This is a genomic window from Polymorphospora sp. NPDC050346 (assembly GCF_040655695.1).
GTDB classification, from domain to species: Bacteria; Actinomycetota; Actinomycetes; order Mycobacteriales; family Micromonosporaceae; genus Polymorphospora; species Polymorphospora lycopeni.
The window spans coordinates 39,076-64,455 of the sequence record NZ_JBFAKM010000002.1 but is presented as its reverse complement, the minus strand read 5'-3'; the positions used below and the strand labels follow the sequence as shown (position 1 = coordinate 64,455).

25 protein-coding genes are annotated in these 25,380 nt (G+C 72.8%); 13 read left to right on the top strand and 12 right to left on the bottom strand.

From position 1 onward, the window contains the following. Positions 1-33 precede the first annotated feature (33 nt). From AB0I42_RS02815 to AB0I42_RS02790, 6 genes are all read left to right on the top strand, one after another. The gene (locus AB0I42_RS02815; RefSeq protein WP_357533577.1) at positions 34-699 is read left to right on the top strand and encodes a hypothetical protein; all 666 of its coding nucleotides are present in this window, start codon (positions 34-36) and stop codon (positions 697-699) included. Next, entirely contained in the window at positions 692-2,824 is a 2,133-nt protein-coding gene (locus tag AB0I42_RS02810; protein ID WP_357533575.1) for a hypothetical protein, read from the top strand. Before AB0I42_RS02815 ends, AB0I42_RS02810 begins: the two co-directional genes overlap by 8 nt. After that, positions 2,821-3,831, top strand: a complete 1,011-nt coding sequence (locus AB0I42_RS02805) for a hypothetical protein (RefSeq protein WP_357533573.1) — start codon at positions 2,821-2,823, stop codon at positions 3,829-3,831. Before AB0I42_RS02810 ends, AB0I42_RS02805 begins: the two co-directional genes overlap by 4 nt. Then, positions 3,815-5,275 carry a DUF4407 domain-containing protein gene (locus AB0I42_RS02800; protein WP_357533571.1) on the top strand — a complete coding sequence of 487 codons (1,461 nt, stop codon included), beginning with the start codon at positions 3,815-3,817 and terminating at the stop codon, positions 5,273-5,275. Before AB0I42_RS02805 ends, AB0I42_RS02800 begins: the two co-directional genes overlap by 17 nt. A 42-nt stretch (positions 5,276-5,317) precedes the next feature. Next, positions 5,318-5,746, top strand: coding sequence for a hypothetical protein (locus AB0I42_RS02795; RefSeq protein ID WP_357533569.1), 429 nt, complete (start codon positions 5,318-5,320; stop codon positions 5,744-5,746). A 323-nt stretch (positions 5,747-6,069) separates the two neighbouring features. Beyond that, positions 6,070-6,357, top strand: coding sequence for an adhesin (locus tag AB0I42_RS02790; RefSeq protein WP_357533567.1), 288 nt, complete (start codon positions 6,070-6,072; stop codon positions 6,355-6,357). Positions 6,358-6,414: 57 nt separating this feature from the next. On the opposite strand, the gene AB0I42_RS02785 is transcribed toward AB0I42_RS02790, so the two are convergent. From AB0I42_RS02785 to AB0I42_RS02765, 5 genes are all read right to left on the bottom strand, one after another. Continuing rightward, a complete protein-coding gene (locus AB0I42_RS02785) occupies positions 6,415-6,699 on the bottom strand; it encodes a DUF427 domain-containing protein (RefSeq protein WP_357533565.1) in 285 nt (94 codons plus the stop codon). A 91-nt stretch (positions 6,700-6,790) separates the two neighbouring features. After that, positions 6,791-7,030: a ferredoxin gene (locus tag AB0I42_RS02780; RefSeq protein WP_357533564.1), complete on the bottom strand. Its 240-nt coding sequence runs from the start codon at positions 7,028-7,030 to the stop codon at positions 6,791-6,793. 166 nt (positions 7,031-7,196) lie between these two features. Then, positions 7,197-7,580, bottom strand: coding sequence for a roadblock/LC7 domain-containing protein (locus AB0I42_RS02775; protein WP_357533562.1), 384 nt, complete (start codon positions 7,578-7,580; stop codon positions 7,197-7,199). Between the two features lie 104 nt (positions 7,581-7,684). Next, entirely contained in the window at positions 7,685-8,056 is a 372-nt protein-coding gene (locus tag AB0I42_RS02770; protein ID WP_357533560.1) for a hypothetical protein, read from the bottom strand. Positions 8,057-8,351: 295 nt separating this feature from the next. Then, positions 8,352-9,554, bottom strand: a complete 1,203-nt coding sequence (locus tag AB0I42_RS02765) for a beta family protein (protein ID WP_357533558.1) — start codon at positions 9,552-9,554, stop codon at positions 8,352-8,354. A 238-nt stretch (positions 9,555-9,792) separates the two neighbouring features. On the opposite strand from AB0I42_RS02765, the gene AB0I42_RS02760 reads away from it, so the two are divergent. Together AB0I42_RS02760 and AB0I42_RS02755 are read left to right on the top strand one after the other, a co-directional pair. Continuing rightward, positions 9,793-10,935, top strand: coding sequence for a hypothetical protein (locus AB0I42_RS02760; protein WP_357533556.1), 1,143 nt, complete (start codon positions 9,793-9,795; stop codon positions 10,933-10,935). A gap of 31 nt (positions 10,936-10,966) precedes the next feature. Further along, positions 10,967-12,490, top strand: coding sequence for a hypothetical protein (locus AB0I42_RS02755; RefSeq protein WP_357533554.1), 1,524 nt, complete (start codon positions 10,967-10,969; stop codon positions 12,488-12,490). On the opposite strand, the gene AB0I42_RS02750 is transcribed toward AB0I42_RS02755, so the two are convergent. Next, positions 12,491-12,895, bottom strand: coding sequence for a helix-turn-helix domain-containing protein (locus AB0I42_RS02750; RefSeq protein WP_357533553.1), 405 nt, complete (start codon positions 12,893-12,895; stop codon positions 12,491-12,493). It lies immediately after the preceding gene. A gap of 98 nt (positions 12,896-12,993) precedes the next feature. On the opposite strand from AB0I42_RS02750, the gene AB0I42_RS02745 reads away from it, so the two are divergent. Next, entirely contained in the window at positions 12,994-13,386 is a 393-nt protein-coding gene (locus tag AB0I42_RS02745) for a hypothetical protein (protein ID WP_357533552.1), read from the top strand. Positions 13,387-13,438: 52 nt separating this feature from the next. Next, on the top strand, positions 13,439-14,752 hold the full coding sequence (locus AB0I42_RS02740; RefSeq protein WP_357534122.1) for an AAA family ATPase: 1,314 nt from the start codon (positions 13,439-13,441) through the stop codon (positions 14,750-14,752). A 124-nt stretch (positions 14,753-14,876) separates the two neighbouring features. Here the strand turns inward: AB0I42_RS02740 and AB0I42_RS02735 are convergent, their stop codons facing one another. Both AB0I42_RS02735 and AB0I42_RS02730 read right to left on the bottom strand, forming a co-directional pair. After that, the gene (locus AB0I42_RS02735; RefSeq protein ID WP_357533550.1) at positions 14,877-15,644 is read right to left on the bottom strand and encodes a hypothetical protein; all 768 of its coding nucleotides are present in this window, start codon (positions 15,642-15,644) and stop codon (positions 14,877-14,879) included. A gap of 546 nt (positions 15,645-16,190) precedes the next feature. Next, the gene (locus AB0I42_RS02730; protein ID WP_357533549.1) at positions 16,191-16,583 is read right to left on the bottom strand and encodes a nucleotide pyrophosphohydrolase; all 393 of its coding nucleotides are present in this window, start codon (positions 16,581-16,583) and stop codon (positions 16,191-16,193) included. Positions 16,584-16,717: 134 nt separating this feature from the next. Between AB0I42_RS02730 and AB0I42_RS02725 the strand changes: the two genes are divergently transcribed. Next, positions 16,718-17,185: a PPOX class F420-dependent oxidoreductase gene (locus AB0I42_RS02725; protein ID WP_357533547.1), complete on the top strand. Its 468-nt coding sequence runs from the start codon at positions 16,718-16,720 to the stop codon at positions 17,183-17,185. A gap of 74 nt (positions 17,186-17,259) precedes the next feature. On the opposite strand, the gene AB0I42_RS02720 is transcribed toward AB0I42_RS02725, so the two are convergent. The 3 genes from AB0I42_RS02720 to AB0I42_RS02710 form a co-directional block, all read right to left on the bottom strand. Continuing rightward, positions 17,260-17,721 carry a SitI3 family protein gene (locus tag AB0I42_RS02720; protein ID WP_357533545.1) on the bottom strand — a complete coding sequence of 154 codons (462 nt, stop codon included), beginning with the start codon at positions 17,719-17,721 and terminating at the stop codon, positions 17,260-17,262. Positions 17,722-17,791: 70 nt separating this feature from the next. Continuing rightward, positions 17,792-20,521 (bottom strand): Hsp70 family protein, encoded by a 2,730-nt coding sequence (locus AB0I42_RS02715; RefSeq protein WP_357533543.1) that lies wholly within the window; start codon positions 20,519-20,521, stop codon positions 17,792-17,794. A gap of 146 nt (positions 20,522-20,667) precedes the next feature. Beyond that, positions 20,668-21,294: a hypothetical protein gene (locus tag AB0I42_RS02710; protein ID WP_357533541.1), complete on the bottom strand. Its 627-nt coding sequence runs from the start codon at positions 21,292-21,294 to the stop codon at positions 20,668-20,670. A gap of 599 nt (positions 21,295-21,893) precedes the next feature. On the opposite strand from AB0I42_RS02710, the gene AB0I42_RS02705 reads away from it, so the two are divergent. Further along, positions 21,894-22,286 (top strand): cupin domain-containing protein, encoded by a 393-nt coding sequence (locus tag AB0I42_RS02705; RefSeq protein WP_357533539.1) that lies wholly within the window; start codon positions 21,894-21,896, stop codon positions 22,284-22,286. A gap of 40 nt (positions 22,287-22,326) precedes the next feature. Here AB0I42_RS02705 and AB0I42_RS02700 read toward each other — a convergent pair whose 3' ends face one another. Then, positions 22,327-23,115 (bottom strand): SDR family NAD(P)-dependent oxidoreductase, encoded by a 789-nt coding sequence (locus AB0I42_RS02700; protein ID WP_357533537.1) that lies wholly within the window; start codon positions 23,113-23,115, stop codon positions 22,327-22,329. Between the two features lie 102 nt (positions 23,116-23,217). Here AB0I42_RS02700 and AB0I42_RS02695 point away from each other — a divergent pair, with 102 nt between their 5' ends. Continuing rightward, entirely contained in the window at positions 23,218-25,377 is a 2,160-nt protein-coding gene (locus AB0I42_RS02695; RefSeq protein ID WP_357533535.1) for an HAD-IIIC family phosphatase, read from the top strand. Positions 25,378-25,380 lie beyond the last annotated feature (3 nt).

Below are 25,380 nucleotides of genomic sequence, written 5' to 3'. Positions count from 1 at the left end.
GCCGAGGCCGCCGGTCTGGACCGGTCGCGGTGGGTGACCCAGCCCAGTGGCGACGGCGAATTCGCGGTGCTCCCGCCGGACGAGCCGGAGCCGCGTGTCGTGGACGACTACGTCCGCGAACTCGCGACCGAACTGCGCCTGTTCAACGAGGGCCGACTGCCGGACTGGCAGATCCGGCTGCGGCTCGCCGCGCACCACGGCGTGGCGTACTCGGCCGCCAACGGTTACGCGGGCAACGCCCCGGTGACCGTCGGCCGCCTGATCGACAGTGATCCGGCCCGGCGGGCGCTGGCCGCCGCCCCCGAGGCCCCACTCGCGGTCATCCTGTCCCGGCTCGTCTTCGACGAGATCGTGGCGGGTGGCCACACCAGCCTGCGGCCCGACGACTTCCAGCCCGTTCAGGTGCGGGTCAAGGAGTACGCCGACCAGGCCTGGGTGCGGGTACCCGGGGTGGATCCCGCCCGGCTGCCCGGTGCGCAACCGCCCGACGACTCCGCCTACCGGCACTCGGCCCAGCGGGCCACCGTCGCCGGCGGCGGTGCGGTGCACCAGGCGGACCGGGACATCGACGCCAGCTCCGAGGTCCGGCACGGGCCGACGTACGTCAACCGGACCCGCATCGACGGCTCGGTGCACGCCCAGGTGTTCGGATTCAACTTCGCCGACCTGTCAGGCGGGGGCGGGACGCCGGATGAGTGAACCGGCCGCCGATGGCAGGGCACCCGCGGACGCCGGACCGGCGTCCGCCCCGCCGGCCGGACCCGATCCGGCGCCGGACCGGGCCGAGGACCTCGACGACGCGCTACACGGGGAGCTGCGTGACTCGGCCCGGTTCGTCAACGTGCAGTACTTCAACGGCAGAGTGGACGCGTCGGGTGCGACGTTCGGCGGTTCGTTCGGCCCCGGTCGCCGCCCGGGTAGCGCGACCGGCCCGCTGCGCCAGGAGGACGTCGACGCAGCCCTGCGGCACTACGTACGGCCCGAGCCGTACGCGCGGGCCCGCCGCCTGCTCCTCGACCGGCGCCTCGTCGTCCTGTGTGGACCGGCGGGGATCGGTAAGTACAGCGGCGCGATCGCGCTCCTGCGCGACGTCGCCGGTCGCGAGGGGCTGCCCACCAACCTCTCTCCGGCGCTGGCGTTCAGCGAACTCGCCGGGCAGAAGTTCGGCAACGCGAGCGGCTACATCGTGCGGGACCAGGCCCGGGACGCGAACACCGTCGCGGTACAGCAGTTCGAGATGCACCGCCTGCTCGGTGCCCTGAAGAACCGCTCCTACCTGGTGATCACCGTCGATCTCGGTCTGCGGCCACGTGGGCAACTCGCCGACCTCATGGTCGACTGGTCCGCGCCGGACAGCGATGAACTCTTCGACACCTGCACGGCGCACCTCACCGACCAGCTCCGGCACGGTCCGGGCACGGACGAGGTACGCGAACAGGTCCGCCGGCTGCACTCGCCGGGCGAGGTCGTCGCGGTCTGCGAACTGATGGCCGACGGCCCGCGGAAGGCACTCGCCGCTTTCGAGGACTCGCAGCGGGGCCGGGTCGCGAGCTGGTTCGACCAGGACCCGGAGTGGCCGGAGGTGCTGGCCGTCGCCGCGCTGGCCTTCGTCGAGGGCACCCCGGAAGCCGACTTCGAGCGGCTGGTCGCCCGGCTGGCGGAACTGCACCGCCAGGCCAGCGCGGCTTCGGCGGCGCTTCCCGCCGCGGGCCAGCCGCCGGACGCCGCCCCCACCCGCCAGGTCCGACTCGATCGCCGCCGGGCCGGTGGGCTGATCACCGTCCGGCCGTCGCCGCAGGCCGGTGCCGGCAATCCGGCGGTCGAGTTCCAGACCGACGACATGCGTCCCCTCGTCCTCGGCGAACTGCGCGAACGTTACGGCTACGCCCTGTGGGAGCCGCTGCGCAACTGGCTCCACGAGATCGCGGCGACCGCCCCGGTGTCCGACCTGCAGGTCCGTCTCGGAATGGGCATGGCGGTCCTGAGCCGGTTCGACTTCCAGGAGGTCGAGCACACCTTCCTCGACCGGTGGGCCGCCGGACTCGTCGCCGAACGGGCGGCCGCCGCCTGCACGCTGTCCTGGATGGGGTTCGACGGCTCGCACGCCGCGTCGGCGTTGACCGTCACCAAGCGGTGGGCGCTCAACTCCGGCCAGCGCCGGGCGGTCACCGCGGCCACCGCCCTGGGTGGGCCGCTCGGCCTGCGCTACCCCTCGGACGCGCTGCGCTGGCTGTGGACGCTCGCGATGCGTAACGCGCGAATCAGGCCGATCGCCTGCGACGCCCTCGGCGTCCTGTTCGCCGTAACGGCATCCGACCCGGCAGCGACCCGCAAGGTGCTCAACTTCCTGCAGCGGCAGATGCGTGACGTGATCGCCGACGGGGCGAGCCAACGTGATCGCCGGGCGACGTACGAGACCGTGCTGGAGATCATGGCCGCCCGGGACCCGCGGACCGACGAGCCGGTCGCCGCCCTGGTGCTGCGCGGCGAGCCGCGTAACGCGGACCGGCTCGGGGCCCTGTGGGCCGACCTGCTGGCCAGCGGTCCGCACCGCCATCAGGCCCGAACGGCGTTGCTGGTGGCCCTCGGCGCGCTGTCCGAGGACACCGCCGCCCTGCCCGCGGTGCGACGGTTCGGCGCCGCGATCCGTGGCGGGCTCAGCCATGGCCAGTGGAGGGCGCTCGAGGAGGGCCTGGAAGAGGGCCTCCTGCGGATCGACGAGGAGGCCGCCCGGGAAGGGCTGCTCAGCACCGTGTTCGCGGCCCTGCGTGGCCGCCGTACCCAGAACCTGTCCCCCCACCACCTGACCGGGAGATCGTTGTGAGTACCACTTTCTGGCCCCTGCTCACCGAGCGGACGCTCGGACCCGCGAAGTCTCGGCTGCTGTTGTTCGCCCGGCGTGACGTCGCCGAACTACCCCGGCAGGAGCCGGGGACCGCCCTGGTGTTCACCGTCGGCGACCGCTACGAGGTGCTCCACGAGCGCCGGCACCTGACCGGGCGCGAGGACATCGTCGTCGAGGCGGTGGCGGTCAGCCTCGTCGACGTCCGAGAACGGTTCGTGCCGGTCGACATCCTGATCCCGTCCGCCAGCGCGGCCGACGACTTCCGCATCCGGGTCGTCTTCCGGTGCCAGGTCACCGATCCGGAAGCCGTCGTACGCGACGGGCTGACCGACATCTCCGTCTCGCTCGGCGACTACCTGCGCCGGGACCGGCGGCTGGAGAGTCTCGGTGCCACGAGCAGCATCGACGACCTCAACGAGGTCCGTGAGTCGGTGACGGCTCAGGTCAAGGCGTACTGCACCGTGCACCCGCCCCGGCTGAGCGGGGTCGAGGTCGTGTTCTCGACCGTGGAGGTGAGCAAGCCGACCGGGCTGGTCGAACACGCGAGCAGGATGCGTGACGAGCAGTGGCGGCAGCTCGAGCAGCGGCTCCGGCGCTCGTTCGAGGCCGACGACGCCGGTTGGATCGCCGACCTGATCCGCAGCGGTCCGGAAGCGCTGGAGGCGCTGGCGATCAGTCGTGGGGACATCACGGCCGGGCAGGCGGCCGACCGCGCCTACCAGGTCACCGAGGAGAAGCAGCGCAAGCTGGCGGAGGTGCTGGCGCTGTTGCAGAAGGACGGGCATCTGGACCGGCTGCGGGTCGACGCGGACATCCTGGTGGACGCGTTCACCGACAGCATCACGCCGCGGCGCGCGACGGCCGGACCCGAACTGGTGAAGGTCGACCGGGAGCGGGAACGCCGGGGCCTCGCCGGCAAGCCGGCGCGTACCGAGGATCTCGTTCTCGACGAGGACGAACTGGACGACGATGACATCGAGCGGTGACCAGGAGACCCGGCGCGACAGCGCCGGGTCTCCCACCCCGGAGCCCGCCGGCGGCGGGGTCGAGGGCGGCGCCGCACCGGCCCCGGCCGACCCCGGGCCGGGCCGGTGGTTGCGGGTGCTGGCCGGGGTGGACGAGCAACTGCTGTCGTACGTGCCGACCGAACGTGCCCGCTACACGGCCCTGGGCGGCGTGGTGCTCGGCACCGCCGTCATCGCGGCGTTCTCGATGTGGAACGCGCTGGTCGCGGTGACCGGCGGTGCGCACGTGCTGATCCTGCTGCCGGTCCTGGTCTGGGCGCTGTTCGTGTTGAACCTCGACCGGTGGCTCGTCTCCAGTTCGGCCGGCACCCAGTGGCGGCGCCGGGCGTCGGTGCTGCTGCCGCGACTGCTGGTCGCGATCTTCTTCGGGTTCGTCATCGCGGAGCCGCTGGTGTTGCGGATCTTCGGTACGGCCATCGAGCAGCACATCCGCGACGATCGGGCGGAGCAACTGCGTACGCTGACCGCCAAGCTGACCGCCTGCAACCCGGTGCCGGGGCAGCCCGCCGACCAGCCGGCGGAGCGGCCGGCGGAGGGCTGCCTGGAGTACGTCATCTCGTTCCCGGCGACCCCGGCCGGCGTCACCGACCAGCTCACCGCGTTGCGGACCGCCGCCGCCGACCTCGACCGGCAGATCGCCGCCGACTCGGCGGAACTGGAAGAACTCAACGAGAAGGCGCGCCGGGAGTGTGCCGGCGATTCGGGGCCGGGATTCACCGGCCGGGTGGGGGAGGGCCCCAACTGCCGGCGCCTGCGTGGCGAGGCCGACCGGTTCGCCGCCAGCCATCCGATCGCGCAGGACAAGGTACGGCTGACCGGGATGCAGCAGCGGGTCGCGCTTCTCGAGGGTGAGGTGCGGCTGGGCAACGAGAGCTTCGAACAGGTCCGGGACGAGCGGATCGAGGAGCGGGTCGCGCAGATGAGGAGCCATCACGGGGCGATCGGCATGCTGGAGCGGTTCCAGGCGCTGCACGAGCTGATCAACGCGAATCCCGTCCTCTTCGTGACCACCTGGTTGATCCGGATCTTCTTCATCCTGATCGACTGCCTGCCTGTCCTGGTGAAGCTGTTCAACGGCGCGACGGCGTACGACCGGCTGGTCGACGAACGGGTCAACAGCGCCATCCGGATCTACAGCCGCGCGACGCGCGGCGCCGAGGTGTCGATCCTCGAAGAGTTGAACGTGCGCCAGTACGAGGCCGAGTCGGCGGCGCGTCAGGAGCGCGATCGCATCGACCTGAACGCCCGGATCCATGCCGCCGACATCCAGGCCGGGCTGGACCGCGCGGTGGAGAAGCTCGCGAACGACCTGCGCCGCGGCGCGCGCGAGGGGAACCGGCCAGGCGCGGACGGGCGGACGGCCCACCCGCACCTGAATGGATCACGGATCGGTTCCGATGGCTGACGGTGGCGGGGCGCCACCTGACCGACTGCACGAGGAGGACGGATGGATCCGACGTATCTGGTGGGGCTCGCCGAGGCCGGGGCGTTGGCGCTGGTGACAGCCATGGCGACGGACGCGTGGGCCGGCATCCGCTCGGGGGCCGCCCGGGTGCTGGCCGGCGGCGACGACGCGGATCGTGAGGCGGCGGCCGGCTGGCTCGACCGCACGCGGGAGTCGCTGCTGGCGGTGCCGGTCGAGCGGCAACCCGATGCGGTGGCCACGCTGCGGTCCACGCTCGACGAACTGCTCCGGGCCCGGCTGGCCGCGGATCCGACCGTCGGGGTCGAACTCGCCGAGATCGTCCGGCGGGTCGACGGCGGAGCCGGTCCGTCGGGCCCCGGCTCGCACCAGCACGCCCAGGTCATCGGCGGGTCGCACGTCTATCAGGCGGGTCGGGACATCCGGATCAGCGGCGGTCGCCGCAACCGCTGATCCGGCTCACGGGCGGGGCGTCGAGGGGGCGTCCCGCCCGCTTCTGCCGGTGCCGGACCGGTTACCGGTGGCCCGGTCCGTCCGTTGTCGGGGCTGGTGCCCGATTTGACGTAGCCGTTCGGAGGGGGCAACGTAGATCGCGGACGGCCGCCACTCGACCGTTCAGCTGATCCCGCCCGACTGGAGTCGGTGCGCCCGGAGTTTCCTGCCGACGTCGGGGCGCGGCGGCCATGGCCATCTCGACGGTTCACTGCCTGGCCGTGTCATCGGCGGCGGTCGGTCGGCAACGACAACCCGACACGAGAAACCATGAGGAGTTCTTCATGCTCACTCTGACGGACAACGCGGTGACCGTGATCCGTGACCTGACCACCCAGCAGGAGGTGCCGGAGGGGGCTGGCCTGCGTATCGCGACCGACACCTCCGCGGGTGCGCTGACCCTCGGCCTGGCCGACCAGCCGGCCCAGGGCGACCAGGTGGTCGACGACTCCGGTGCGCGGATCTTCCTCGACCCGGAGGCGGCCCAGATCCTCGACGACAAGGCCCTGGACGCGTCGGTCGACGCGCAGGGCGGTGTCCAGTTCGGCATCACGGAGCAGCAGGCGGGCTGACGCGGGCTTCGACGGCTCCGGGTGGCCAGCGGTACGGGCCACCCGGACCGGCGCGCGTCAGTCGACGACCCGGACGTCCTTCCAGAACGCCACCCGGTCGCGGATCATGGCTGCCTCGGGCTTCGGGTCCGGGTAGTACCAGACGGCGTCCGGGGACCGTACGCCGTCGAGTTCGAGGGTGTAGTAGGAGGCGGTGCCCTTCCACGGGCAGACCGTGTGCGTACCTGATTCGCGGATCAGGTCGTCGCGCAGTGCCGCACGCGGGAAGTAGTGGTTTCCCTCCACCACGACGGTGTCGGTGCTCTCGGCTATGACGAGGTCGTTCCAGACGGCTTTCGGCATACCAGCGACAGTAGGCCGCGGCCGGCCGCCCCGGCCAGGGTCGGGCGGGTCGGCCCAGGGTCGGGCGGGTCGGGCGGGTCGGGCGGGTCGGCTAGGTCCGGCCGTCGCGGCCGGGGGAGATGTGCCGGTCGTCCAGCGCGTCCCGCACCGTGATCGCCTCCATCGGGCAGGACTCGGCGGCGTCGGTGATCTCCTGCGACGGTTCGACCAGCTCGGCGAGCGCCACCGACGCGTCGGCGACGAGCACGAAGTGGTCGGGCGCCGCGCCCGCGCAGATACCCGAACCGATGCAGCGGCGTGGGTCGACGTGCACCCGCCAGAGTGCGCTCACCACGTCACCTCCCCCCGTCGTGGCCGGCTGGCCCGTACTCAAGGTGACGCTAGCTAAAATCACCGATTCGTGACGCCCCGTGTGCTGTTAGTGAGAATAGGTACATAGTGCTCGTTGGTACGGATCGAGGGACACCGCCGGCGCGGCGGTGCCCCTCGAATGCGTTTCAGCGACCCATGCCGCCGCCGAGCAGTGCCGCGAGCCGTTCCGTGACGGCCGGAGCGTGCAGGTGCAGCCGGGCGACGTTGACCGCGTCCTCGCCGAGTACGGCGAGCAGTGCCGTGTCGTTGACCGCGTAGACCGCGAAGTAGCCGTGCTGACCGCGCACAGTGGACTCCCGGAACGGGCCGTGCCGCAGCGCCAGTCCGACCTGCCGGCCGAGCCCGAACGTGGTCGCCGCGAGAGCGGCCAGGTCGTGCGGCTCGGCGTCGCCGGCGGGCAGGTCGTGTGCGATGAGCAGGCCGTCGACGCCGCCGAGGACGCAGCCGCGTACGCCGGGGATCTGGATCCGTAGGTCGGACAGTTGGTTGTGGATGGCTACGTACGGCACCGAATCGCCGCGGGGCGCCAGTCGGGGGCGCGGTTGGTCGGGGATCGACCGCGCTCCCGGCGGCTGGGCGACGCGGCGGGGCAGTGTGTAACCGCTGCCCCCGTTCACAGCTCCAGGCTCTCCTCGATCAGGCGGAGCTGGTGGCGGGCGAACGCGAGGTTGGCCCGGGTCTTGCTCACCGCCAAGTAGAGGAACAGCCCCTTGCCGGAGCGTGAGCTGAGCGGACGGATGAGGTGGTACTGGGTGTCCAGTGTGATCAGGATGTCTTCGATGCCGTCGGTGAGCTTCAGCATTTCGATTGTCCGCATCTTCGCCCGGACCACGTCTGTGTTCCCGGCGGCGGCGACCGTGAGGTCCAGTTCGGCGGACCCCCCGGCCACACCCAGCGTCATGCCGCTGGTGTAGTCGACCAGCGCAACGCCGATCGCGCCTTCGATGGACATTGCGCTCTTGAGCGCCACGTCGAGGTTTGCCACGCTGCTTGCCTTTCGCAATGAACGGCGTCATCGCGCCGGTCGCCCACCGCCGGACCGACGGTGGGTACGGCCGGCCGATCGGCCGACGCCGTGGGACGTTCCCCCCGGGGTCGAGATTTGCACACCCCTTGTCCGTTCGCACCGGTCGAAGTGTGTTTAGGCTGGACAGCTAACTCTGCGTTGACCTGTGCGTGAGGCGAACTCGTCGATACGACCGATGTCCGAGAGTGGACCGGATTTGCTTCCCGAGCCACCGGTGACACTGCGTGATCAACTATGGCCCCGGGTGACCCGCTCAGCGTGGCTCGTCGACCTGGCCGAGGGGTGGGCGGAACCGGCCCGCCGGCGGCGCGGCGCGGCCGGCCGGCCGGGCCGGTGATCGCCGGAGGTCGCGGTCGGGCCGTGGCGTGTCCGAACCCGGCGGGTCGTCGTCGGGCTCCGGCCCGGTCCGGGTCAGCTCCGACAGCACGTGTGCCAGGTGGTGCGAGGTGGCCCAGGCGATCCAACTCGTCGGCGTACCCGGTCCCGGGGTGCGGCGGGCCCGCCGGGCGATCTCCCGGTCGCCCCACGACAGTGCCGCGCCCGCCCAGTGCGGCGAGGAGGTGAGCCGGCCGCAGAGGTCGTAGAAACGGTCGTCCGGCCGGCCGCCGCCGTGCCGCGCCCAGCGGTAGATCCACCAGGCGTCCGGCGTGGTGTAGCGCATGGTGGGCAGCGGCCGGGACGGGTGGTCGCCCGGTCCCGGCTGGGGCGCGGTGACCCCGTGGTCGCCGAAGCCGACCGGCAGGTGCCGGATCCGCTGCCACAGATCGGCCTCCCAGCGCGGCAACCGGGTCGCGACGTTGCGCGGCAGGTGGGACAGGGTCGGCGGCATCGCACCCGCGGCGACGGTGACCGACCGCCACCGTTCGCCGATCGCCCAGCCCAGTACCCGCCGTACGGTGTGTTCGGCGTCGGGCAGGTCGCCCCGGTAGGTCAGGGGGCCGAGGTCGATGACGAGGTCGCAGCGCTCGGGCAACAGTCCGGTACGCCGCCACACCCGGTCGCAGGCGCGGGTCGCGGTCGCGGGGCCGGGTGCCTCGTCGGGGCGCAGGCGCAGGATGGCCCGCCGGTCGTGCATCCGGGCGGCGTCGCCGTACGCGGTCAGCCGCCGGGCGCTGTCGGTGACCCGGAGCACCGGCAGCATCGGGATGCCCCACTCTGCGAGGTATTCGGCGAGGTCCCGGGCCGGGTACGACAGCCCGCCGTCGGGCTCGGGCAGGTCGGCGAGGTCGACCCCGATCCGCAGCCCGTGGGGCAGCCGGTCGCCGGCGCTCCGGAAGAAGTCGTACGCGTCCTGCACCGGCCCCTTCGGGGTGGACTGCACGACCAGGATCGGGGTGACCGACGGGATCCAGCCGGCGTCGAGGTGCCCGAGCGCGTCCAACTCACCGCGCCGGGCGCGCAGGATCGGCCGGTAGACGGTCTCCTGTGGACGATCCGGATCGACGAACCCCGTCATTTACCCAATGTATCCAGGTGAATGCGAATGGTGACAGGTCGTTCCGTCGTACTTCTGATCAAGAATCAGCCACGACGGCCGCCGTCGCGGGCCGGTGGGATCCCGGCCCGTCCGACAATGATGGGCGTGGCGGCCCGGCGGCCGTGGCGGCTACCGGGCACGATAGGGACCGAACGGACGCACCGGGCGGTCCGTGGTCACCACGCGACGGCGCCGCCCCCGACCCCCGGGAGGTGGTATGACCAGCACCGAGCGGCGGCTTGCCGCGCTACGCGGGCCGGTCGCGCCCAGGCGGCACAACGCCCGTACGATCGCCGCCCTCACCGGCAACCCCGGCTGCACCCGCCGCGCCGTGCTCGACTCGGCCGGCATCGACAAGCAGCGGATCGCCGCCCACGTCGGTTATCCGGGCCGCTTCGGCCAGTCCCAGTTCGCCATCACCCGGGGCAACGCGTTCGAGGCCCGGGTCAAGGAGAACGGCTGCGCCGAACTGCTCGACCTGCTGCGCCAGCGGCTCGGCGTGCCGATCCCCGAGGCGGCGTACGACGACCTGGCCGGTACGCCGGCCACCGACATCGTCCAGCCGGCCGTCGACGGCGGCAACGCCGAACGGCACGCCCGCTCGATGGAACTGCTGGTGCGGGCCGCCACCGACGGCGGCCCGACCAGCACCCTGTTCGACCATCCGATGCTGCGGCTCGACGTCGCCGGCCGGCCGGTCTACCTCGAACCCGACCTGATCGCACTCCAGGTCGGCGGCCGGTTCCACGTCGTGGAGATCAAGTCGTTCGCGGTCGTCGACGAGCAGGCCGACGCGGCGAAGGTCTCCGCCGCGGCCACCCAGTCGGCCGTCTACGTGCTGGCGATGCGCCGGATGCTGGAGCAGGCCGGACTCGACCCGGAGATCGTCTCGCACGAGGTGGTGCTGGTCTGCCCGCGCGACTTCGCCAACCAGCCGACGGCCGCGCTCATCGACGTACGCAAGCAGTTGTCGACGCTGCGCCGGCAGCTCACCCGGATGGCCCGGGTCGACGACCTGCTGGCGCGGCTGCCCGGCGAACTCTCGTTCGACCTGGCCGTCGACGCGGACGGCACGCCGACCCGGTCGCCGGCCGAACTCGCCGCCGCACTGTCCGCGGTGGACGCCCGCTACGCGCCGGAGTGCCTGTCGGCGTGCGAACTGGCCTACTACTGCCGGCACGAGGCCGGGACCGGCACCGCCGCGCTCGGCCGGTCGGTACGTGAGGCGCTGGGCGGCATCGACTCGGTCGAGACCGTGCTCGCCCTGGCCGCCGGCGAGATCGAGCCCGACGACGACCAGGTCGAGGCGGCGCTGCGCCTGCGCACCGCCGCCCGGCTGCGGGCCGAGGCCCTGGCATGAGCGAGCCGTACGGCGCCGGCGGGGTGGCCGGGTGAGTGCCCTCGTCGCGCTGGCCCGGGCCAGGGCCGCCGCCACCGGCACGGCACAGCGGATCACCACGGTGCGGCACGTGCACATCGCCGACCGCCCGCTGGTCTTCGTACCCCTGGCGCTGGCCGGTGAGGCGAACGCCCCGCTGGGCTGCCTCGTCGGTCCGGCGTACGACGAGCCGACCCTGCTGGTGGTGCCGCAGCCGCGCAACCGCGACCAGCGGTTCGCCTTCGCCGACTCGCTCGCCGCCGTCATGCTGACCTATCTGGACAGCTTCCGCGGTGCCGCCGAGGCGGTGCCGACCGACCGGGGCCGTGACGTGCGCTACCGGTTCGTCGACGCGCCGCAGGTCCTGGTCCCCAACCCGGCCGGCATCGGGTTCGTCCGCCTGCTGGGCCGGTCGACCCGGTTCCGGCGTACCGACGGCGACTATCCGGTGCCGATGTCGGTGCCGTTGCTCGGCCGGTGGCTGACGTTCCTCGCCGACCGGGCCGAGATGCCCGGGTCGTCGATGCTGGTCGCCGCCACCGACGCGCTGTCGGCGCACTGGGTGACCGGGCAGAGCGCGCTGGAGGACGCCCACCTCGGCTCGCTGCTCGGCTGGATCTCGCCGCCGCCGGGCCGTACCGGCGCGCAGGCCGGGCGGGACGCCGAGGACCCGGCGGTCTGCCCGCCGGCCGGCCCGGCGACCGACCCCACCTTCGACAACGACGTACTGGCCCCGCTGGTCCGCGCGATCCGCGACGCCGAGACCGTCGGGGCCGGCGACGGTCCGGCCCACGCGCAAGGGCTACGCGCCACCGCCGAGCTGGCGGACGCCCTGCACGGCCAGCTCGAACCGACCTGGCGGGCCATGTGGGACGCGGTCACCCTGTTGCGCGAGCTGCCCGCCGGGGCCCGGGTCGCCGGGCGGTGGGCCGACGACCGGGACGTCTACAGCGACTACGCCGTCTACGTCGACGGCGGCCACCCGCAGGCGAGACGCGACGGTGCGGTCGCCGCCGCCCAGCGCCTGCACCGGCTGGAGAAGGCACTCACCTCCTACGCCGTGCAGCGGGCGTACGACGACCCCCTGGTCATGGCCGAATACCGGCTGACCGGCGAGGCGTTCGTCGGCGAGGTGACCCTCGCCGACGCGAAGCGGGTCGACGACAGCGGCAAGCGGCCGGTGCTGCGCCCCCGGATCCAGGTCGTCACCGCGGACCCGGTACGACTGACCCCCGGCACCGTCCTGATCTCACCGTCCCGGCCGGCACAGAAGGCGAGGATCTGCTTCGTCACGACCGCGCCGGGGGAGTCGAAGACCGAGGTGGTGCTCGAACTCTCCGGCGGCATGGGGCGGTCGCTGACCGCCGCGCCGGGCAGCGTGCCCGAGGTCGGGGAGCGGCTCTGCTACACCACGATCACCGACGGCTTCAGCCCGCCGGGCACCTTCCCGGCGCGGGAGGCGACGCCGTGGACACACGGCGGGCCACCGGTCGACGGCGCGCCCAGCGACGCCGAGGCGGCCGAAGACTGGTCCTGATCACGCCCGTCCCGGCTCGCCGTGGTCGTTGGCCCGGTCGTACGCCTCGCGGGCGGCGGCGATCGCGGCGCGGTGCCGTTCGGCCCATCCGGTCAGCTCGAGCAGCGAGCGGTACAGCTCGCGGGCCATGTCGGTGGCGACGTACTCGACGCGGGGCGGGACCGTGGGATAGACCGTGCGGATGAGCAGGCCGTCGCGTTCCAGGTTGCGCAGGGTCAGGGTGAGCATCCGCCGGCTGATCCCCTTGACGTTGCGTTCCAGTTCGGTGAAGCGCACCGGCCCGTGGGTCGCCTCGACCAGGATGCCGATGCTCCACTTGCCGCTGACCCGGTTGAGCACGTCGTAGACCGTGCACACCTGCGGGCTGTGCGCCTCGGCCGGCACATCCGTGTTCCCCTGGGACATGAAAGTGCCTCCTTCCGGCGTCGTTGATGGTCACACATCATGGGTTCAGTAACAAAAGGTGCCCCATTGAGTGCGCGCCGAATCCGTGAAGGAGAACGATGTCCGGACCCATCCTGGTCGGTGCCGCGTTCGGGGCGGTCCTGCCGGCCCTGATGGGGCAGGCCATGTCCGCCGCGACGCCGGACGACTCCGGCCTCGCGTCCGGGCTGGTCAACACGACCCAGCAGGTCGGTGCCGCGATCGGCACAGCGGTGCTGGCGACCCTGGCGTCGACGCGTACCGGTGCGTTGCTCGGGCAGGGGGAGAGTGTCGCTGTTGCCCTGGCCGGCGGCTTCCGGCTCGCGTACGCGGCCAGCGCCGCGTTCGCCCTGGCCGCGGCGGTGGTGGCGGTGCTCCTCCCGCGCCCGCCGGCGGAGGTGCCGGTGCCCTCGACACCTGATCACGGCGGCCGGCCCGGCCGGTGGCGCCGCCGGGGAGCCCGGGTCGGGTAACGTGCGACCACCGGTGGTGGCGAGTGTCCAGGGGGCGACGGTGACCGTGCGGATGACTCCGGCTCTGCCGCCCGGCGTCGAGGCCGAGCGGGTGGTCGAGGCGGTGCTGGCCGACCTGCGGTCCGGCCGGCACCGGGGCATCGTGGTCGACTCGCCGCCCGGCGCCGGCAAGTCGACGCTGGTGGTACGGGCCACCATCGAGCTGGCGGCGGCCGGTGAGCCGCTGATCGTGATCGCCCAGACCAACGAGCAGGTCGACGACCTGATCGCCCGGCTGGTCGGCGACGCCCCGGAGCTGCTGATCGGGAGATTGTCGGCCACCGACTACGTACCGTCGGAACGGGTCTCGGCACCGGGGACGGTACGGGTCGCGGCCAAGATCGGTGACCTGGGTGGTTCGGCGGTGGTCATCGGTACGGCGGCCAAGTGGGCGACCGTGGCGGACGGCTCGTGGCCGTGGGCCATCGTCGACGAGGCGTACCAGATGCGGTCGGACGCGCTGCTGCGGGTGGCCTCCCGGTTCGAGCGGGCGCTCTTCGTCGGCGACCCCGGGCAACTGGACCCGTTCTCGACCGTGGAGACGTCGCGGTGGACCGGGCTGACCTGGGATCCGATGCAGAGCGCGGTCGCCGTGCTGCTGCGGCACAACCCGGACCTGCCGGTGCACCGGCTGCCGGTCTCGTGGCGGTTACCGGCGTCGGCGGCACCGGTGGTGGCCGAGGCGTTCTACCCGTTCACCGGATTCCGGGCCGGCACGTCCGCCGCCGACCGGGTGCTGTCGCTGACCGGGCCGGGCGACGGCGGGCCGGTCGACGCGGCCGTCGACCTGGCCGCGGCGACCGGGTGGGCGCTCTACGAGCTGCCGGCCCGGCACACCCTGCGCACCGACGTCGAGGCGGCCGCCGCGTGTGCGGCCCTCGCCGTACGCGTGCTGGAGCGCGGTGCGGTGGCGGTGTCCGAACGCGCCCGATCGGGTGTTCCGATCGACGCGACCCGGATCGCGATCGGCGCCGCCCACCGCGACCAGGTCGCGGTGATCCGGTCGATGCTGCCGGCGTCGGCGGCCGGCGTCACCGTCGACACCGCGAACCGGCTCCAGGGCCGCGAGTACGACGTCACCGTGGTCCTGCACCCGCTCTCCGGCCGGCGGGACGCGACCGCCTTCCACCTGGAGTCCGGGCGGCTGTGCGTGCTCACGTCCCGGCACCGGCACGCCTGCCTCGTGGTCGCCCGGGCCGGCATCCCCGAACTGCTGGACGCCCACCCGTCGACCGAACCGGTGCACCTGAACGTGCCGGTGCGGTTCCCCGACGGCTGGGAGGCGAACCAGTCGATCCTGGCCCGGCTGCCCACCGTACGCCCCTGACCGGGCCGGCCCCGTCACCCCTTCCCGGCGGTCGCGCCGGGGCGCGGCGGATCGTCGCCGGACACGGAAAGCCGGATGGCCGGTCGGGATCCCGACCGGCCATCCGGATGTGTCGCGTCCCCGCCTAGTTGGTGAGGAACTTCTCGATCGCGGTGGTGATGGCACCCTCGTCCGGTGCCGCGTACGCCTTCATCGTCGACGAGTTGTAGGAGATGTAGCTCGGGCAGCGGTTGGCCGGAGCGTTGACCTGTTCGCCGGTGCCGAGCTTCTGTCCCGTCTTGGCGGCGTAGAACGTCACGTCGAGGCGCGATGAGATGTAGTCGACCTGGATCGGCTTCTCGTCGCGGTCCTTGTAGTCGCACTTCTTCGGGGTGCCCTCGCTGCCCGGCACCGTCGTCAGGCAGGCGACCACGCTGACCGTGGTGAAGTCGGCGGACTTGGCGTAGAACGGCTTGTCGTAGCCGACCGAGCGGGTCCGCCAGTCGTTGGTCCGCTCCGGAGAGTTGGAGAACGCGTAGACCTTGGTGGTGTTGCTGCCCGCGGTGTAGTCGGCCGCGTTGAGGATGGCGCCGCCAGCGCACACCTCCTCGAAGTCACTGCTGTACTTCGCGGTCACCGCGTTGTTGTTCGGCGCCGGTGGGGCCTCGGACGACGGGGCGGCGCTCGGCTCGGTCCCGCCGGGCTCCTCCGTCGTGGACGTCGTCGGTCCCGTCGTCACCTCGGGCTCGTCGTCACCGCCGGCGAGCAGCGCGATGCCCAGACCGCCGACGGCCAGGAGCAGCACCAGGACGGCGACGCCCATCCCGATCAGCAGACCGTTGGACTTTTTCGGCGGCTGTCCATATGGCGGGACAGGTTGGGCGTACGTCGGCTGCGGAGGGTAGTCACCCATCGGCGGCCCAGACATCGGAGTGGTCGGGGGACCGTAGGAGGGTCCGCTCGGCGCCCCGTAGGAGGGGCCGGCCGGCTGGGCCCACCCTCCCATGGTGGGGTCGGGCTGACCAGGTGCCGGAGACCCGGGGGGTGTCCAGCCGCCGGATGTCGGGTCCGGCGGGCCTGAGTAGGGCGGGTAGGGGTTACTCATCGTGCGTCCTTACTAGCGTGCCGACTTCGTTGAGAGCCCAGCGCATCTCCACGACCGGCGTCGCCGACCGCTCGTCGGGTCTAACATGATCGGTCCAGGTTTGTAAAACCGGGCTTTACCTCAGATTCCATAGTGAAGCTGCGCAATTCTCAACCCCACTCCGAGGATGTCGTACCCGTCTGTGAGGGTATGTGGTCATGGCAAGGCGGGAAGATCCGGTCGTCCCCGGGGCGCGGTTCACGGCCCGGGGCGCCCGCGATTTCACGCTGTGTAGGCATGCCATTCCGGTCACGTTGCGTAGGCGGGCGCCGGACCATCGCTCGGGGCCGGCTTCCCGACCGTCCGATCGGAGGCTCACTCCGGATGCGGGATCTTGGCGATCGAGCCGCGGGACGCCTCCACCGTGTAGCGGCGGGCAGAGTGGGCCAGCTTGTCGGTCGCGGCCCGCACCAGGTCGATGCCGAGCACGTCGGCCAGCCGGGTGAGGTAGATCATCACATCGCCCATCTCGGCCCGCACCCGCTCACCCGCGGGGCCGGCCATCACCTCGGCCGCTTCCGCCGGGGTCAGCCACTGGAACTCCGCGACCAGTTCGCCGACCTCGCCCGCCAACGCCATGGCCAGGTTCTTCGGGGTGTGGAACCGCTGCCAGTCGCGTTCGGCGGCAAACTCCCGTAGCCGGAGGGTGAGCTCCTGGACGGACGGTTCGGGAGCTTCCGGAGTGGGGGAGGGACGGCCGGTCGTCATGGCCGCTGACCCTAGCCGCCGGACTGAATAGGGTTGGTGGGTGGTCGTCGCGGCCCTGGCGAGTTTTCGCCGTGGCCCCGGGACGTGCCGCCGGCCACCACCGCCCACGCACCGCCCACCGAGGGGAGCCAGCCATGGCCCGCAGCATCGCCACCAACGACCGGGTCGACCGGGCACGTCTCGTGGAGTTCCTCACTCCGCGCCACCGCGCCATCGTGATGACCACCCGGCCGGACGGGCGCCCCCAGGCGTCGCCGGTGACCTGTGGCGTCGACTCCGCCGGCCGGCTCGTCATCTCCACGTACCCGCAGCGGGCCAAGGTGGTCAACATCCGGCGCGATCCCCGGGTGTCGGTGTGCGTGCTCTCCGACGACTGGAACGGGCCGTGGGTGCAGGTCGACGGCACCGCCGAGGTGCTCGACCTGCCCGCGGCGCTGGAGCCGCTGGTCGAATACTTCCGGGTCATCTCCGGTGAGCACCCGGACTGGGACGAGTACCGCGACGCGATGCGCCGGCAGGGCAAGTCGCTGATCCGGGTCACCGTCGAGCGGTGGGGGCCGGTCGCCACCGGCGGCTTTCCCGCCCACCTGGCCACCGACTGACCGCGCTGCCCCGCCGGCCGGGCCGACCACGCCCGGCCGCCTGACCCACCGGCCGGACGTGTGGCCGGGCCGGGTCAGAGGAAGGGCGCGGGGAACGGGCGGCGGTCGTAGCGCTCCGCGATCGTCGCGAGTTCCGGCAGCTCCGACCAGTTGGTCCAGTCGCTGTTCAGGGTCAGCCGCTTGCCGACGCGTTCGAGCACGATCTGCTCGAAGTCCATCAACAGCATCCCGTCCTGGCGGTCCAGGTCGAGCAGGCCCATCACCGCCCGGATCATCCGGGCCAGGTTCGTCCGGCGTTCGGCATGGTCACCCTCGTTGACGAGGTCGAAGGCCACCGACATCCGTGGCGCGAACCCGATCGCCTCGCCGGTCGAGCGCGCGTCACCGCGGTCGAGCGTCTGGAGGATGACCCGCATGCCGGGGCGCTCGATCTCGGCGTCGTTGACCACCTGTCCGGCGACCTCGTGTGCGACGACGGACAGCGCTTCCGCCAGCTTCGTACGGGTTCTGCTCTGGAACGTGTATTGCAGCGCCACGCCCCCAGCATGACCCGGCGACGTCCCCGCGCGGAGCCGATCGGCGCTTCCGGGACGGCCGTACGCGCGTTCAGTGCCAGCCGATGACGGAGCTCACCTCGTCGACCATCTGCCACCACCAGGCAGCGGCGCGGAACCGCTCGAACGCCTCGGTGCCCGTCTGGAGCACCGCCGCGTCGAGCCGGCCGGCCGAGGTCGCGGCGGCCGTCAGGGGACCGGCGGTGCGGCCGATCCGTTCGGTGTCGAGGACCAGCGACCGCCGCCGTAGCACGGTGAACAACCGGCGGATCAGTTCGACGTGCCGGTTGATCTCGTCCGGGCCGATCTGGGAGGTGTGGTCCGGCTCGACCGGGGTCAGCCGCCCGTCGGCGGTGCGGTACATCGGTATCGAGTCGGCCTCGCACCCGGCGGCGAGGATCCGGCCGAGCCGGACGAAGTCGTAGCTGGCGTCCGCGGGGATGGTGAGGTCACCGGCGCGCGGGTCGGGCGACAGCGCGGCCCACGGGTGCACGGCGGTCAGCGAGGGCTGCTCACGCAGGAGCGTGGTGAGCCGGTCGACGCCGCGTACGGCCACCAGGCGGCGATCGGCGATCAGGAAGTCGGCGCGCGCGGGGGCGGCCGTCAGGCTGAACGCGGTGCCGGCCGGCAGGACGATCGACAGCGGTACGGCGCTCGGTTCGCGCTGCGCCGGCGGCTGCGGGGCGTGGACCGGTGGCGGGGCGCCGCCGTGCTGCGGAAAGTGCCCGGTGTGTGCCGGCTGGCCCATCTGCTGTGGCTGGGCGGGGTGCGGGTGCCCGGGGATCGGCGCGTGCACCGGCGGCCCGGGGGCGCGCTGGGGGGCGTGCGCCGGCGGATGGACGCCCGCGGGTGTCACGGGGTGCGTGGCGGTCTGCGGGTGCCCCGGGTGCGCGGGGCGGTATCCGGGTGGGGCCGCCATCGGCCCGGCCGGTCGCTGCTGCTGGTGTTGGGGGTAGGCCGGGCCGGGGCGCTGGTGCTGCGGGTGGACCGGTGGCGGCATCACCGGTCGTTGCTGCTGGGTGTGTTGCGGCGGTGGCTGCACCACCGGTCGCTGCTGCTGCTGGTGTTGGGGGTAGGCCGGGCCGGGGCGCTGGTGCTGCGGGTGGACCGGTGGTGGCATCACCGGTCGTTGCTGCTGGGTGTGCTGGGGCGGTGGCTGCACCACCGGTCGCTGCTGCGGGTGGTGCGCAGGGTGGTGCGGCGGCTGGGGGTGCGGTGGCTGGGTGTGCTGCGGCGGTGGGATGTGCTGCTGGGGGTGCGGTGGTTGGGCGTGTGGCGGCACGACGGGGCGCTGCGGCTGCGGGTGGTGTTGCGGCTGCGGGTGCGGCTGGCCGTGCGGCGGGGCGGGGTGCTGGGGCGGGGCCACGTGCGGCGGCCGGTAGGGCGGCGCCGGCGCCTGTTGCGGGTGCGGAACCGGCCGGTGCTGCGGATGCGGCACGGGTGGCTGCTGCGGGCCGGGGCGGAAGTGCGGCTGCGGCATCGCCGGCCGGTGCTGCGGGTGGCCGCCGTGCGGCGGCATCGGGCGGTAGGGCGGTCCGCTCGACGGCGGTCCGCTCATCGGCGGCCCGCTCATCGGGGCGATCGGGCCGGCGGGGGGACCGCTCATCGGGGCGATCGGGCCGGCCGGCGGTCCGCTCATCGGGGCGACGGGGCCGCCCGGAGGCCCGCTGATCGGGGCGGCGTAGGTGCGCGGGTCGATCACGGCCAGCGCGGCGGCCGGCACGTAGAGGCTGCCCTCGGCGACCACCATCTCCGGCTGTTCGAGCGTGGTCGGCGCGATCTGGAGCGTACGGTGCAGCAGCGTCGCGACCAGCGGGATCCGGCTCGACCCGCCGACCAGGAACACGCCGGCGATCCCGGCGGCGGGCACCGACGCGGTGCGGATCGCGTTCTGGGTTGCCAACAGCGTCCGGTCGAGCACCGGCCGGGCGAACTTCTCCAGTTGCTCGCGGCCGACCGGCACGTCGACGTCGACGACCGGCACGTGCACGATCGCCGACGGTGCCCGGGACAGCATCTCCTTGGCGCCGCGGACGTCCTCCCAGAACTGCTGGCTCATCCGGCGCTCGGCCGAGGTGTTCGGGGTGATCAGGCGCTTCCAGCCGTCGGGGTCGCGTTCGGCGAACACCTCACCGAGGTATTCGACCACGGCCGCGTCGACGTCCAGCCCGCCCGCGTCGGCGACGCCGTCGGTGGACAGCACCTGCAGGTTGTCCGGCGTACGGCGGACGACGGTGGCGTCGAACGTGCCGGCGCCGAAGTCGTAGACGACGAGGTTGCGGCCGATCGGCAGCTGGTGGCGCAGGACGGCGATGAAGTAGCTGGCGGCCGCGACCGGCTCGGGGACCAGCCGGGCGTTGTGCAGGCCGGCCCGGGCGGCGGCGTTGGCCAGCATCGCCCGGCGCTGCGCGCCCCACTCGACGGGGTGGGTGAGCACCGCCTCGGTGATCTGCCGGCCGCCGACGCGGGCCGCCTCGGCGTGGACCCGGCGCAGGACGGCGGCCATGAGGTCGACGACCGGTAGTTCGACCTCGCCGAGGAGCACCGTGCCGTCGTCGACCCGGCGCTTGGGGTTGCGCTCGAAGCGGTCGGGGTGGACCCGGGAGTGCTGGACGGCGTCGCGGCCGACGACCATGTCCCCCTCGGGGGAGGCGTAGACGGCCGACGGCATCTGCGGCGAGCCGTCGAAGAGCAGGGGGCGGCACCGGCCGTCCGGCCACCGCAGCACCGCTACGGTGTTGGACGTGCCAAGGTCGACCCCCAGTCGCAGCCCCGCCACCATGATGCGAGTTTAGATCGGGCCGGGTAGCGCCGACTGAGTCGCTGTGCTCAGGCGTCCGTCCACGTCATCCCCCTATCAGACGATCTCGGCGCAGCTCTGGGTGTTATGTCGGTATTCTCGGATCGCGAAGCGGGTGGACAAGCCGGTCACGCCAGCGCCATCCGGGCCCACCGGCTCGGTGTAAGGGTCATCACCCGGAACGGACAGTTGCGGTCGGTCAACATCGTGTAGGCGTGGATGGCCCGCTCGGCGGCATCCTGGGCCTGCTCCGCCGCGGTCATCCCCCGCCCACGGTTGCGGAACAGCGCCCCGTAGAACGCCGAACAGAAGACCCCGCTCTCGTGCCAGCCGATCTGCCCGGAGGTGCCGATGTAGGTCACCTCGCCGTGCAGGCAGTCACGGACCGCCTTCTGCCAGGCGCCGGTGCCGGTGCGGCAGCCGTCGGCCAGGATCGCCCCGGTCGAGATGCCCTTGCCCTGCTGGGCGGCGGTCTCGCCGAGCTGTTCCAGCGACACACTGGTGCGCCCGTCGCTGCTGCTGAAGGTCGGCGTCACGCTGTGGTCGCCGTGTGCCATCACGTGCAGCACGTCGCACGACGCGGTGAACGCCGACAGCACCGTGCTCGGATCACGGGACCGGACGAAGTCGATGTCGACGATCGGCGCCTCGAAACCGGCGTTGATGTTCTGCAACGTGGACTGGACGAAGGTCATCGCCGCGTCGAACGAGGCATCCAACCCGATATCGAGCAGGCTCACACGCTTCGCCCTCATCGGCGTCGTCCTCCCCAGGTCGCGACGGTTGCCGGCCCGCCGGTGCGGTACCGCCGGCCCGATGGATCACCGGGCCGGCCGTATCGGCGGCCGTTGCAGCCGACCGTACGGGCTGCCGGCGCCGGCTGTCCTCCCCACGAGTGGACCACGGGGGTACGACCTTCCGGCCCATTGCGTGTCCCGGCACCGTCCGGTTTGGTGCGTCCGCGCAGCTCACGGTTGGAATGGCGGGACCGGCGGGGTAGTGTCGACCGCGGACGCACCCGGCGGCGACAGGGCCCGTGCAGCAGGGCCTGCAGGGGCAGGGCCTGCAGGGGCAGGGGAGCACAAGGCCGCGGGAACGGGCCCGTGGGGTCGGGGACACAAGAGCGCGCGGCGCCGCCCGACCGCTGTCGTAACGTCGCCGCGCTCTGGCCGTCTCCCACCGCCGCAGCCATCCGGCCGTACGTCAGCGGGGACCTGGCTCGACCGGCACCTCGTCGTCCCGGTCTGTGTGCGTGCATGCCCAGGACCGGCCCAACGCAAACCCGGCGAGCGGGCAGTGTGTCGTCGTCCGTTCGGTGGAGTGCGCGGCCGGGGCATCGGGTATTGAACCGGACATGGAACACTTCACGATCGCCACCGAGGCGGAGAAGAGCGCCGATTTCCGTCGGGTGCTGTGGACCGGGCAGCGGACCCAGTTGGTCATCATGACGATCCCGCCGGGCGGCGAGATCGGCGAAGAGGTGCACGAGGGGATCGACCAGATCCTGACCTTCGTCAGCGGCGTCGGCGAGGCCGTCGTCAACGGCGAGACCCGCCGGGTGAACCAGGGCGACCTGGTGGTCGTACCGGCCGGTCAGAAGCACAACTTCGTGAACACCGGCCCGAACCCGTTGGTGCTCTACACCGTGTACGGGCCGCCGGAGCACGCCGACGGGGTGGTGCACCGGACGAAGGAGGAGGGCGACGCGGCCGAGGCGGCCGGCGAGGACGAACCGCCCGGATCGTGAGCGCCGGTGACCGGGCGCGCGGTGCCCCGACGCGCGGGGTTCACGTGCCGACCAGCCGCTCGGTGACCGACCGGAGCCGGGCCCGGAACGCGGGGTCGTATGCCTGCTCCCGGGCTCGGGATTCGTGGTCGCGGTCGAAGTAGCGGCCGGTCACCCCGGCCAGCGCCGGATCGACCACCAGCCGCAGGGTGGCCCGCAGCCCGTCCTCCAGCGACTCGACCCGGTCCATGCCGGCGTCGCGGACCATCGTGGTCGGCATCAGTGTCGCCGGGTGCAACGCGTTGACGGTCACCCCGCTGCCGGCGAGGTCGTGGGCCAGGTCGAACGTGTCGGCGATCAGGGCCAGCTTCGCCCGCCGGTAGGCCACGAACCGGTCGTAGTCGTGCTCGAGCATCAGGTTGTCGAGGTCGACGTCCGCCTGGCCGATCGAGGCGACGTTGACGATCCGGGCCGGGGTGGCGCGCCGCAGCAGCGGCAGCAGCAGCCGGCTGAGCAGGTACGGCGCCAGGTAGTTGACGGCCAGCCGCAGTTCGTGGCCGTCGGGGGAGAGCCGCCGTGGCTCACCGGCCGGCCCGAAGCCCACCCCGGCGTTGTTGACCAGCACGTCCAGCCGGTCGTGCTCGGCGCCGACCCGCGCGGCGAGTTGTCGTACCCCGGCGAGTGAGGAGAGGTCGGCCCGGACCGCCAGTGCCCCGGTGGCGGCGGCGATCTCGGCGAGCCGTCGTTCGTCGCGCCCGTGTACGACCAGCTGGTGGCCCTGGGCGGCGAGGGTCCGGGCAAGGGCCCGGCCCAGCCCGTCGGACGCCCCGGTGATCATGATCAGAGCCATTCTCCGACCCTATCCACCCCGGTGGGTCAGCCGGTCGGTTGGCCACCCGGTCAATAGTTAAGAGTATTGACAGTTCGATCAACGCCTTCCTAGGTTGGGGCGGTGCAGACCGGCAACACCGCAGTCAGCAACTTTCCCGTCGTGGTGACGGCCACCTTCGTCGCCGAATCGCTGGCCACCCCACTCGCCTGGTGGTCGGCCGAACTCGACCTGCCGCAGGACGTCACCTTCGCCCCGTACGGGCAGGTCTTCCAGCAGTTGCTCGGGGTGCCGGCCGCCGGGGCGACCGTCGCGCTGATCCGCCCCGAAGACTGGGCCACGGCCGCCGGCCGCGACCCGGAGCGCGGCGCGGCCGGACCCGACACCGGCGATCCGGCCCCCGGGCTCGGCGCCGACGGTCGGGCGACCGTGGCGTCCGCCGCCGACGACCTGGTCGAGGCGGTACGGGTCGCCGCCGGCACGACCCCCCGCCTGATCGTCGTCCTCTGCCCGGCCTCCCCGGCGCTGCTCGCCGACCCGGTCGACGGCCCCTTCCTGCGGGCCACCGTCCGGCGGCTGGCCGACGGCCTCGGCGCCGTCGCCGGGGTGCACCTGCTCACCGACGCCGACACCCTCGACGCGTACGGCCCACGCGGTTACGCCGACGAGTACGCCGACCGGCTCGGCCACGTGCCCTACACCCCCGAGTTCTTCTCCGTGCTCGGCACCGCGGTCATGCGCCGGCTGCACGCGCTGCGTACGCCCCGGCCCAAGGTGCTCGTCGTCGACGCCGACAACACGCTGTGGGACGGCGTGGTGGGCGAGGACGGCGTCGACGGCATCCACATCGGACCCGACCGGCGGGCGCTGCACGAACTGCTCGTCGCCCAGCAGCGCGCCGGCCGGCTGATCTGCGTCAGCAGCAAGAACGCCGAGGCCGACGTGCGGGCGGTGTTCGCCGGGCGGCCGGAAATGGGCATCGGCCTTTCGCACCTGACCGCCCTACGCGCCGACTGGCGGCCGAAGTCGGTCACCGTACGCGAACTCGCCGCCGAACTCGACCTCGGCCCGGACAGCTTCGTCTTCCTCGACGACAGCCCGGTCGAGTGTGGCGAGATGCGCGCCGCCTGCCCCGAGGTGCTGACCGTCCAACTGCCCGCCGACGCCGCCGGGGCGCTGCGTACGCTGCGGCACTGCTGGCCGCTGGACGTGCTCGCGGTCACCGACGACGACCGGCTGCGCACCGAGCACTACCGGCGTGAGCGCCAGCGCCGCGAGCTGCGTGGCTCGGTCGGCACCGTCGCGGAGTTCGTCGCCGGGCTGCGGCTGGCCGTCACGGTCGCGCCGGCGACACCCGACCAGGTCGAGCGGCTCGCCCAGCTCACCCAGCGCACCAACCAGTTCAACCTCACCACGGTACGGCGTACCGCCGCCGAACTCGTCGGGAGCGGACTGGAGTGCCACGCGGTCGAGGTGACCGACCGCTTCGGGGCGTACGGGATCGTGGGTCTGGTCCTGTCCACCACCACCGGGCCGGCGCTGGCCGTCGACACCTTCCTGCTGAGCTGCCGGGTCCTCGGCCGCGGCGTCGAGCACCGGGTGCTGGCCGCGCTCGGCGAACTGGCCCTGGCCCGGGGGCTCGCCGACGTCACCCTGCCGGTGGTCGCGTCGGCCAAGAACCGGCCGGCCCGCGACTTCGTGCACGACGTCGCCGGCGAACCGGTCGCCGAGGCCGACGGCCGCCAGCTCTTCCGGCTGCCCGCCGCGACCGCCGCCGGGGTGCGGTTCCGGCCACCGGCCGCCGCCACCGCACCGCCACCCCCGGCCCCCGCCGGGGCGACCCCCGGCCCGCCGCCCGCCGCCTGGCGGCTGGTCGAGCGGATCGCGACCGAACTGCGCGACGCCGCCGCCCTGCACGCCGCGGTCCACGCCCGGCCGGCGAGCCCGCTGCCGCTCGGTTCCGCCACCGGCACCGAACTCACCGTCGCCCAACTGTGGACCGACGTGCTCGGCGTGCCGCCGCGCTCGGTGCACGACAGCTTCTTCGCGCTGGGCGGCCAGTCGCTGCACGTGGTGCAGTTCATGGCCCGGGTACGCGCCGTCCTCGGCGTCGAGCTGCCGGTCGAACTGCTCTTCACCCCGGCGTTCACGGTGGCGCAGGCGGCCGGTTCGATCGACGCCGCCGGCGGCCGGGCGGCCACCGACCTCGACGGGCTGCTCGCCGAGGTCGAAGCCCTCTCCGACGACGAGGTGGCCGCCCTGCTCGCCGCCGAGAGCGGCTGACCC

Coding starts and splice junctions, on each gene's coding strand:
- AB0I42_RS02810 (WP_357533575.1), top strand. CDS start 692: ATGAGTGAACCGGCCGCCGATGGCAGGGCACCCGCGGACGCCGGACCG.
- AB0I42_RS02800 (WP_357533571.1), top strand. CDS start 3,815: ATGACATCGAGCGGTGACCAGGAGACCCGGCGCGACAGCGCCGGGTCT.
- AB0I42_RS02795 (WP_357533569.1), top strand. CDS start 5,318: ATGGATCCGACGTATCTGGTGGGGCTCGCCGAGGCCGGGGCGTTGGCG.
- AB0I42_RS02790 (WP_357533567.1), top strand. CDS start 6,070: ATGCTCACTCTGACGGACAACGCGGTGACCGTGATCCGTGACCTGACC.
- AB0I42_RS02785 (WP_357533565.1), bottom strand. CDS start 6,699: ATGCCGAAAGCCGTCTGGAACGACCTCGTCATAGCCGAGAGCACCGAC.
- AB0I42_RS02765 (WP_357533558.1), bottom strand. CDS start 9,554: ATGACGGGGTTCGTCGATCCGGATCGTCCACAGGAGACCGTCTACCGG.
- AB0I42_RS02760 (WP_357533556.1), top strand. CDS start 9,793: ATGACCAGCACCGAGCGGCGGCTTGCCGCGCTACGCGGGCCGGTCGCG.
- AB0I42_RS02750 (WP_357533553.1), bottom strand. CDS start 12,895: ATGTCCCAGGGGAACACGGATGTGCCGGCCGAGGCGCACAGCCCGCAG.
- AB0I42_RS02745 (WP_357533552.1), top strand. CDS start 12,994: ATGTCCGGACCCATCCTGGTCGGTGCCGCGTTCGGGGCGGTCCTGCCG.
- AB0I42_RS02740 (WP_357534122.1), top strand. CDS start 13,439: ATGACTCCGGCTCTGCCGCCCGGCGTCGAGGCCGAGCGGGTGGTCGAG.
- AB0I42_RS02735 (WP_357533550.1), bottom strand. CDS start 15,644: ATGGGTGACTACCCTCCGCAGCCGACGTACGCCCAACCTGTCCCGCCA.
- AB0I42_RS02730 (WP_357533549.1), bottom strand. CDS start 16,583: ATGACGACCGGCCGTCCCTCCCCCACTCCGGAAGCTCCCGAACCGTCC.
- AB0I42_RS02725 (WP_357533547.1), top strand. CDS start 16,718: ATGGCCCGCAGCATCGCCACCAACGACCGGGTCGACCGGGCACGTCTC.
- AB0I42_RS02715 (WP_357533543.1), bottom strand. CDS start 20,521: ATGGTGGCGGGGCTGCGACTGGGGGTCGACCTTGGCACGTCCAACACC.
- AB0I42_RS02710 (WP_357533541.1), bottom strand. CDS start 21,294: ATGAGGGCGAAGCGTGTGAGCCTGCTCGATATCGGGTTGGATGCCTCG.
- AB0I42_RS02705 (WP_357533539.1), top strand. CDS start 21,894: ATGGAACACTTCACGATCGCCACCGAGGCGGAGAAGAGCGCCGATTTC.
- AB0I42_RS02700 (WP_357533537.1), bottom strand. CDS start 23,115: ATGGCTCTGATCATGATCACCGGGGCGTCCGACGGGCTGGGCCGGGCC.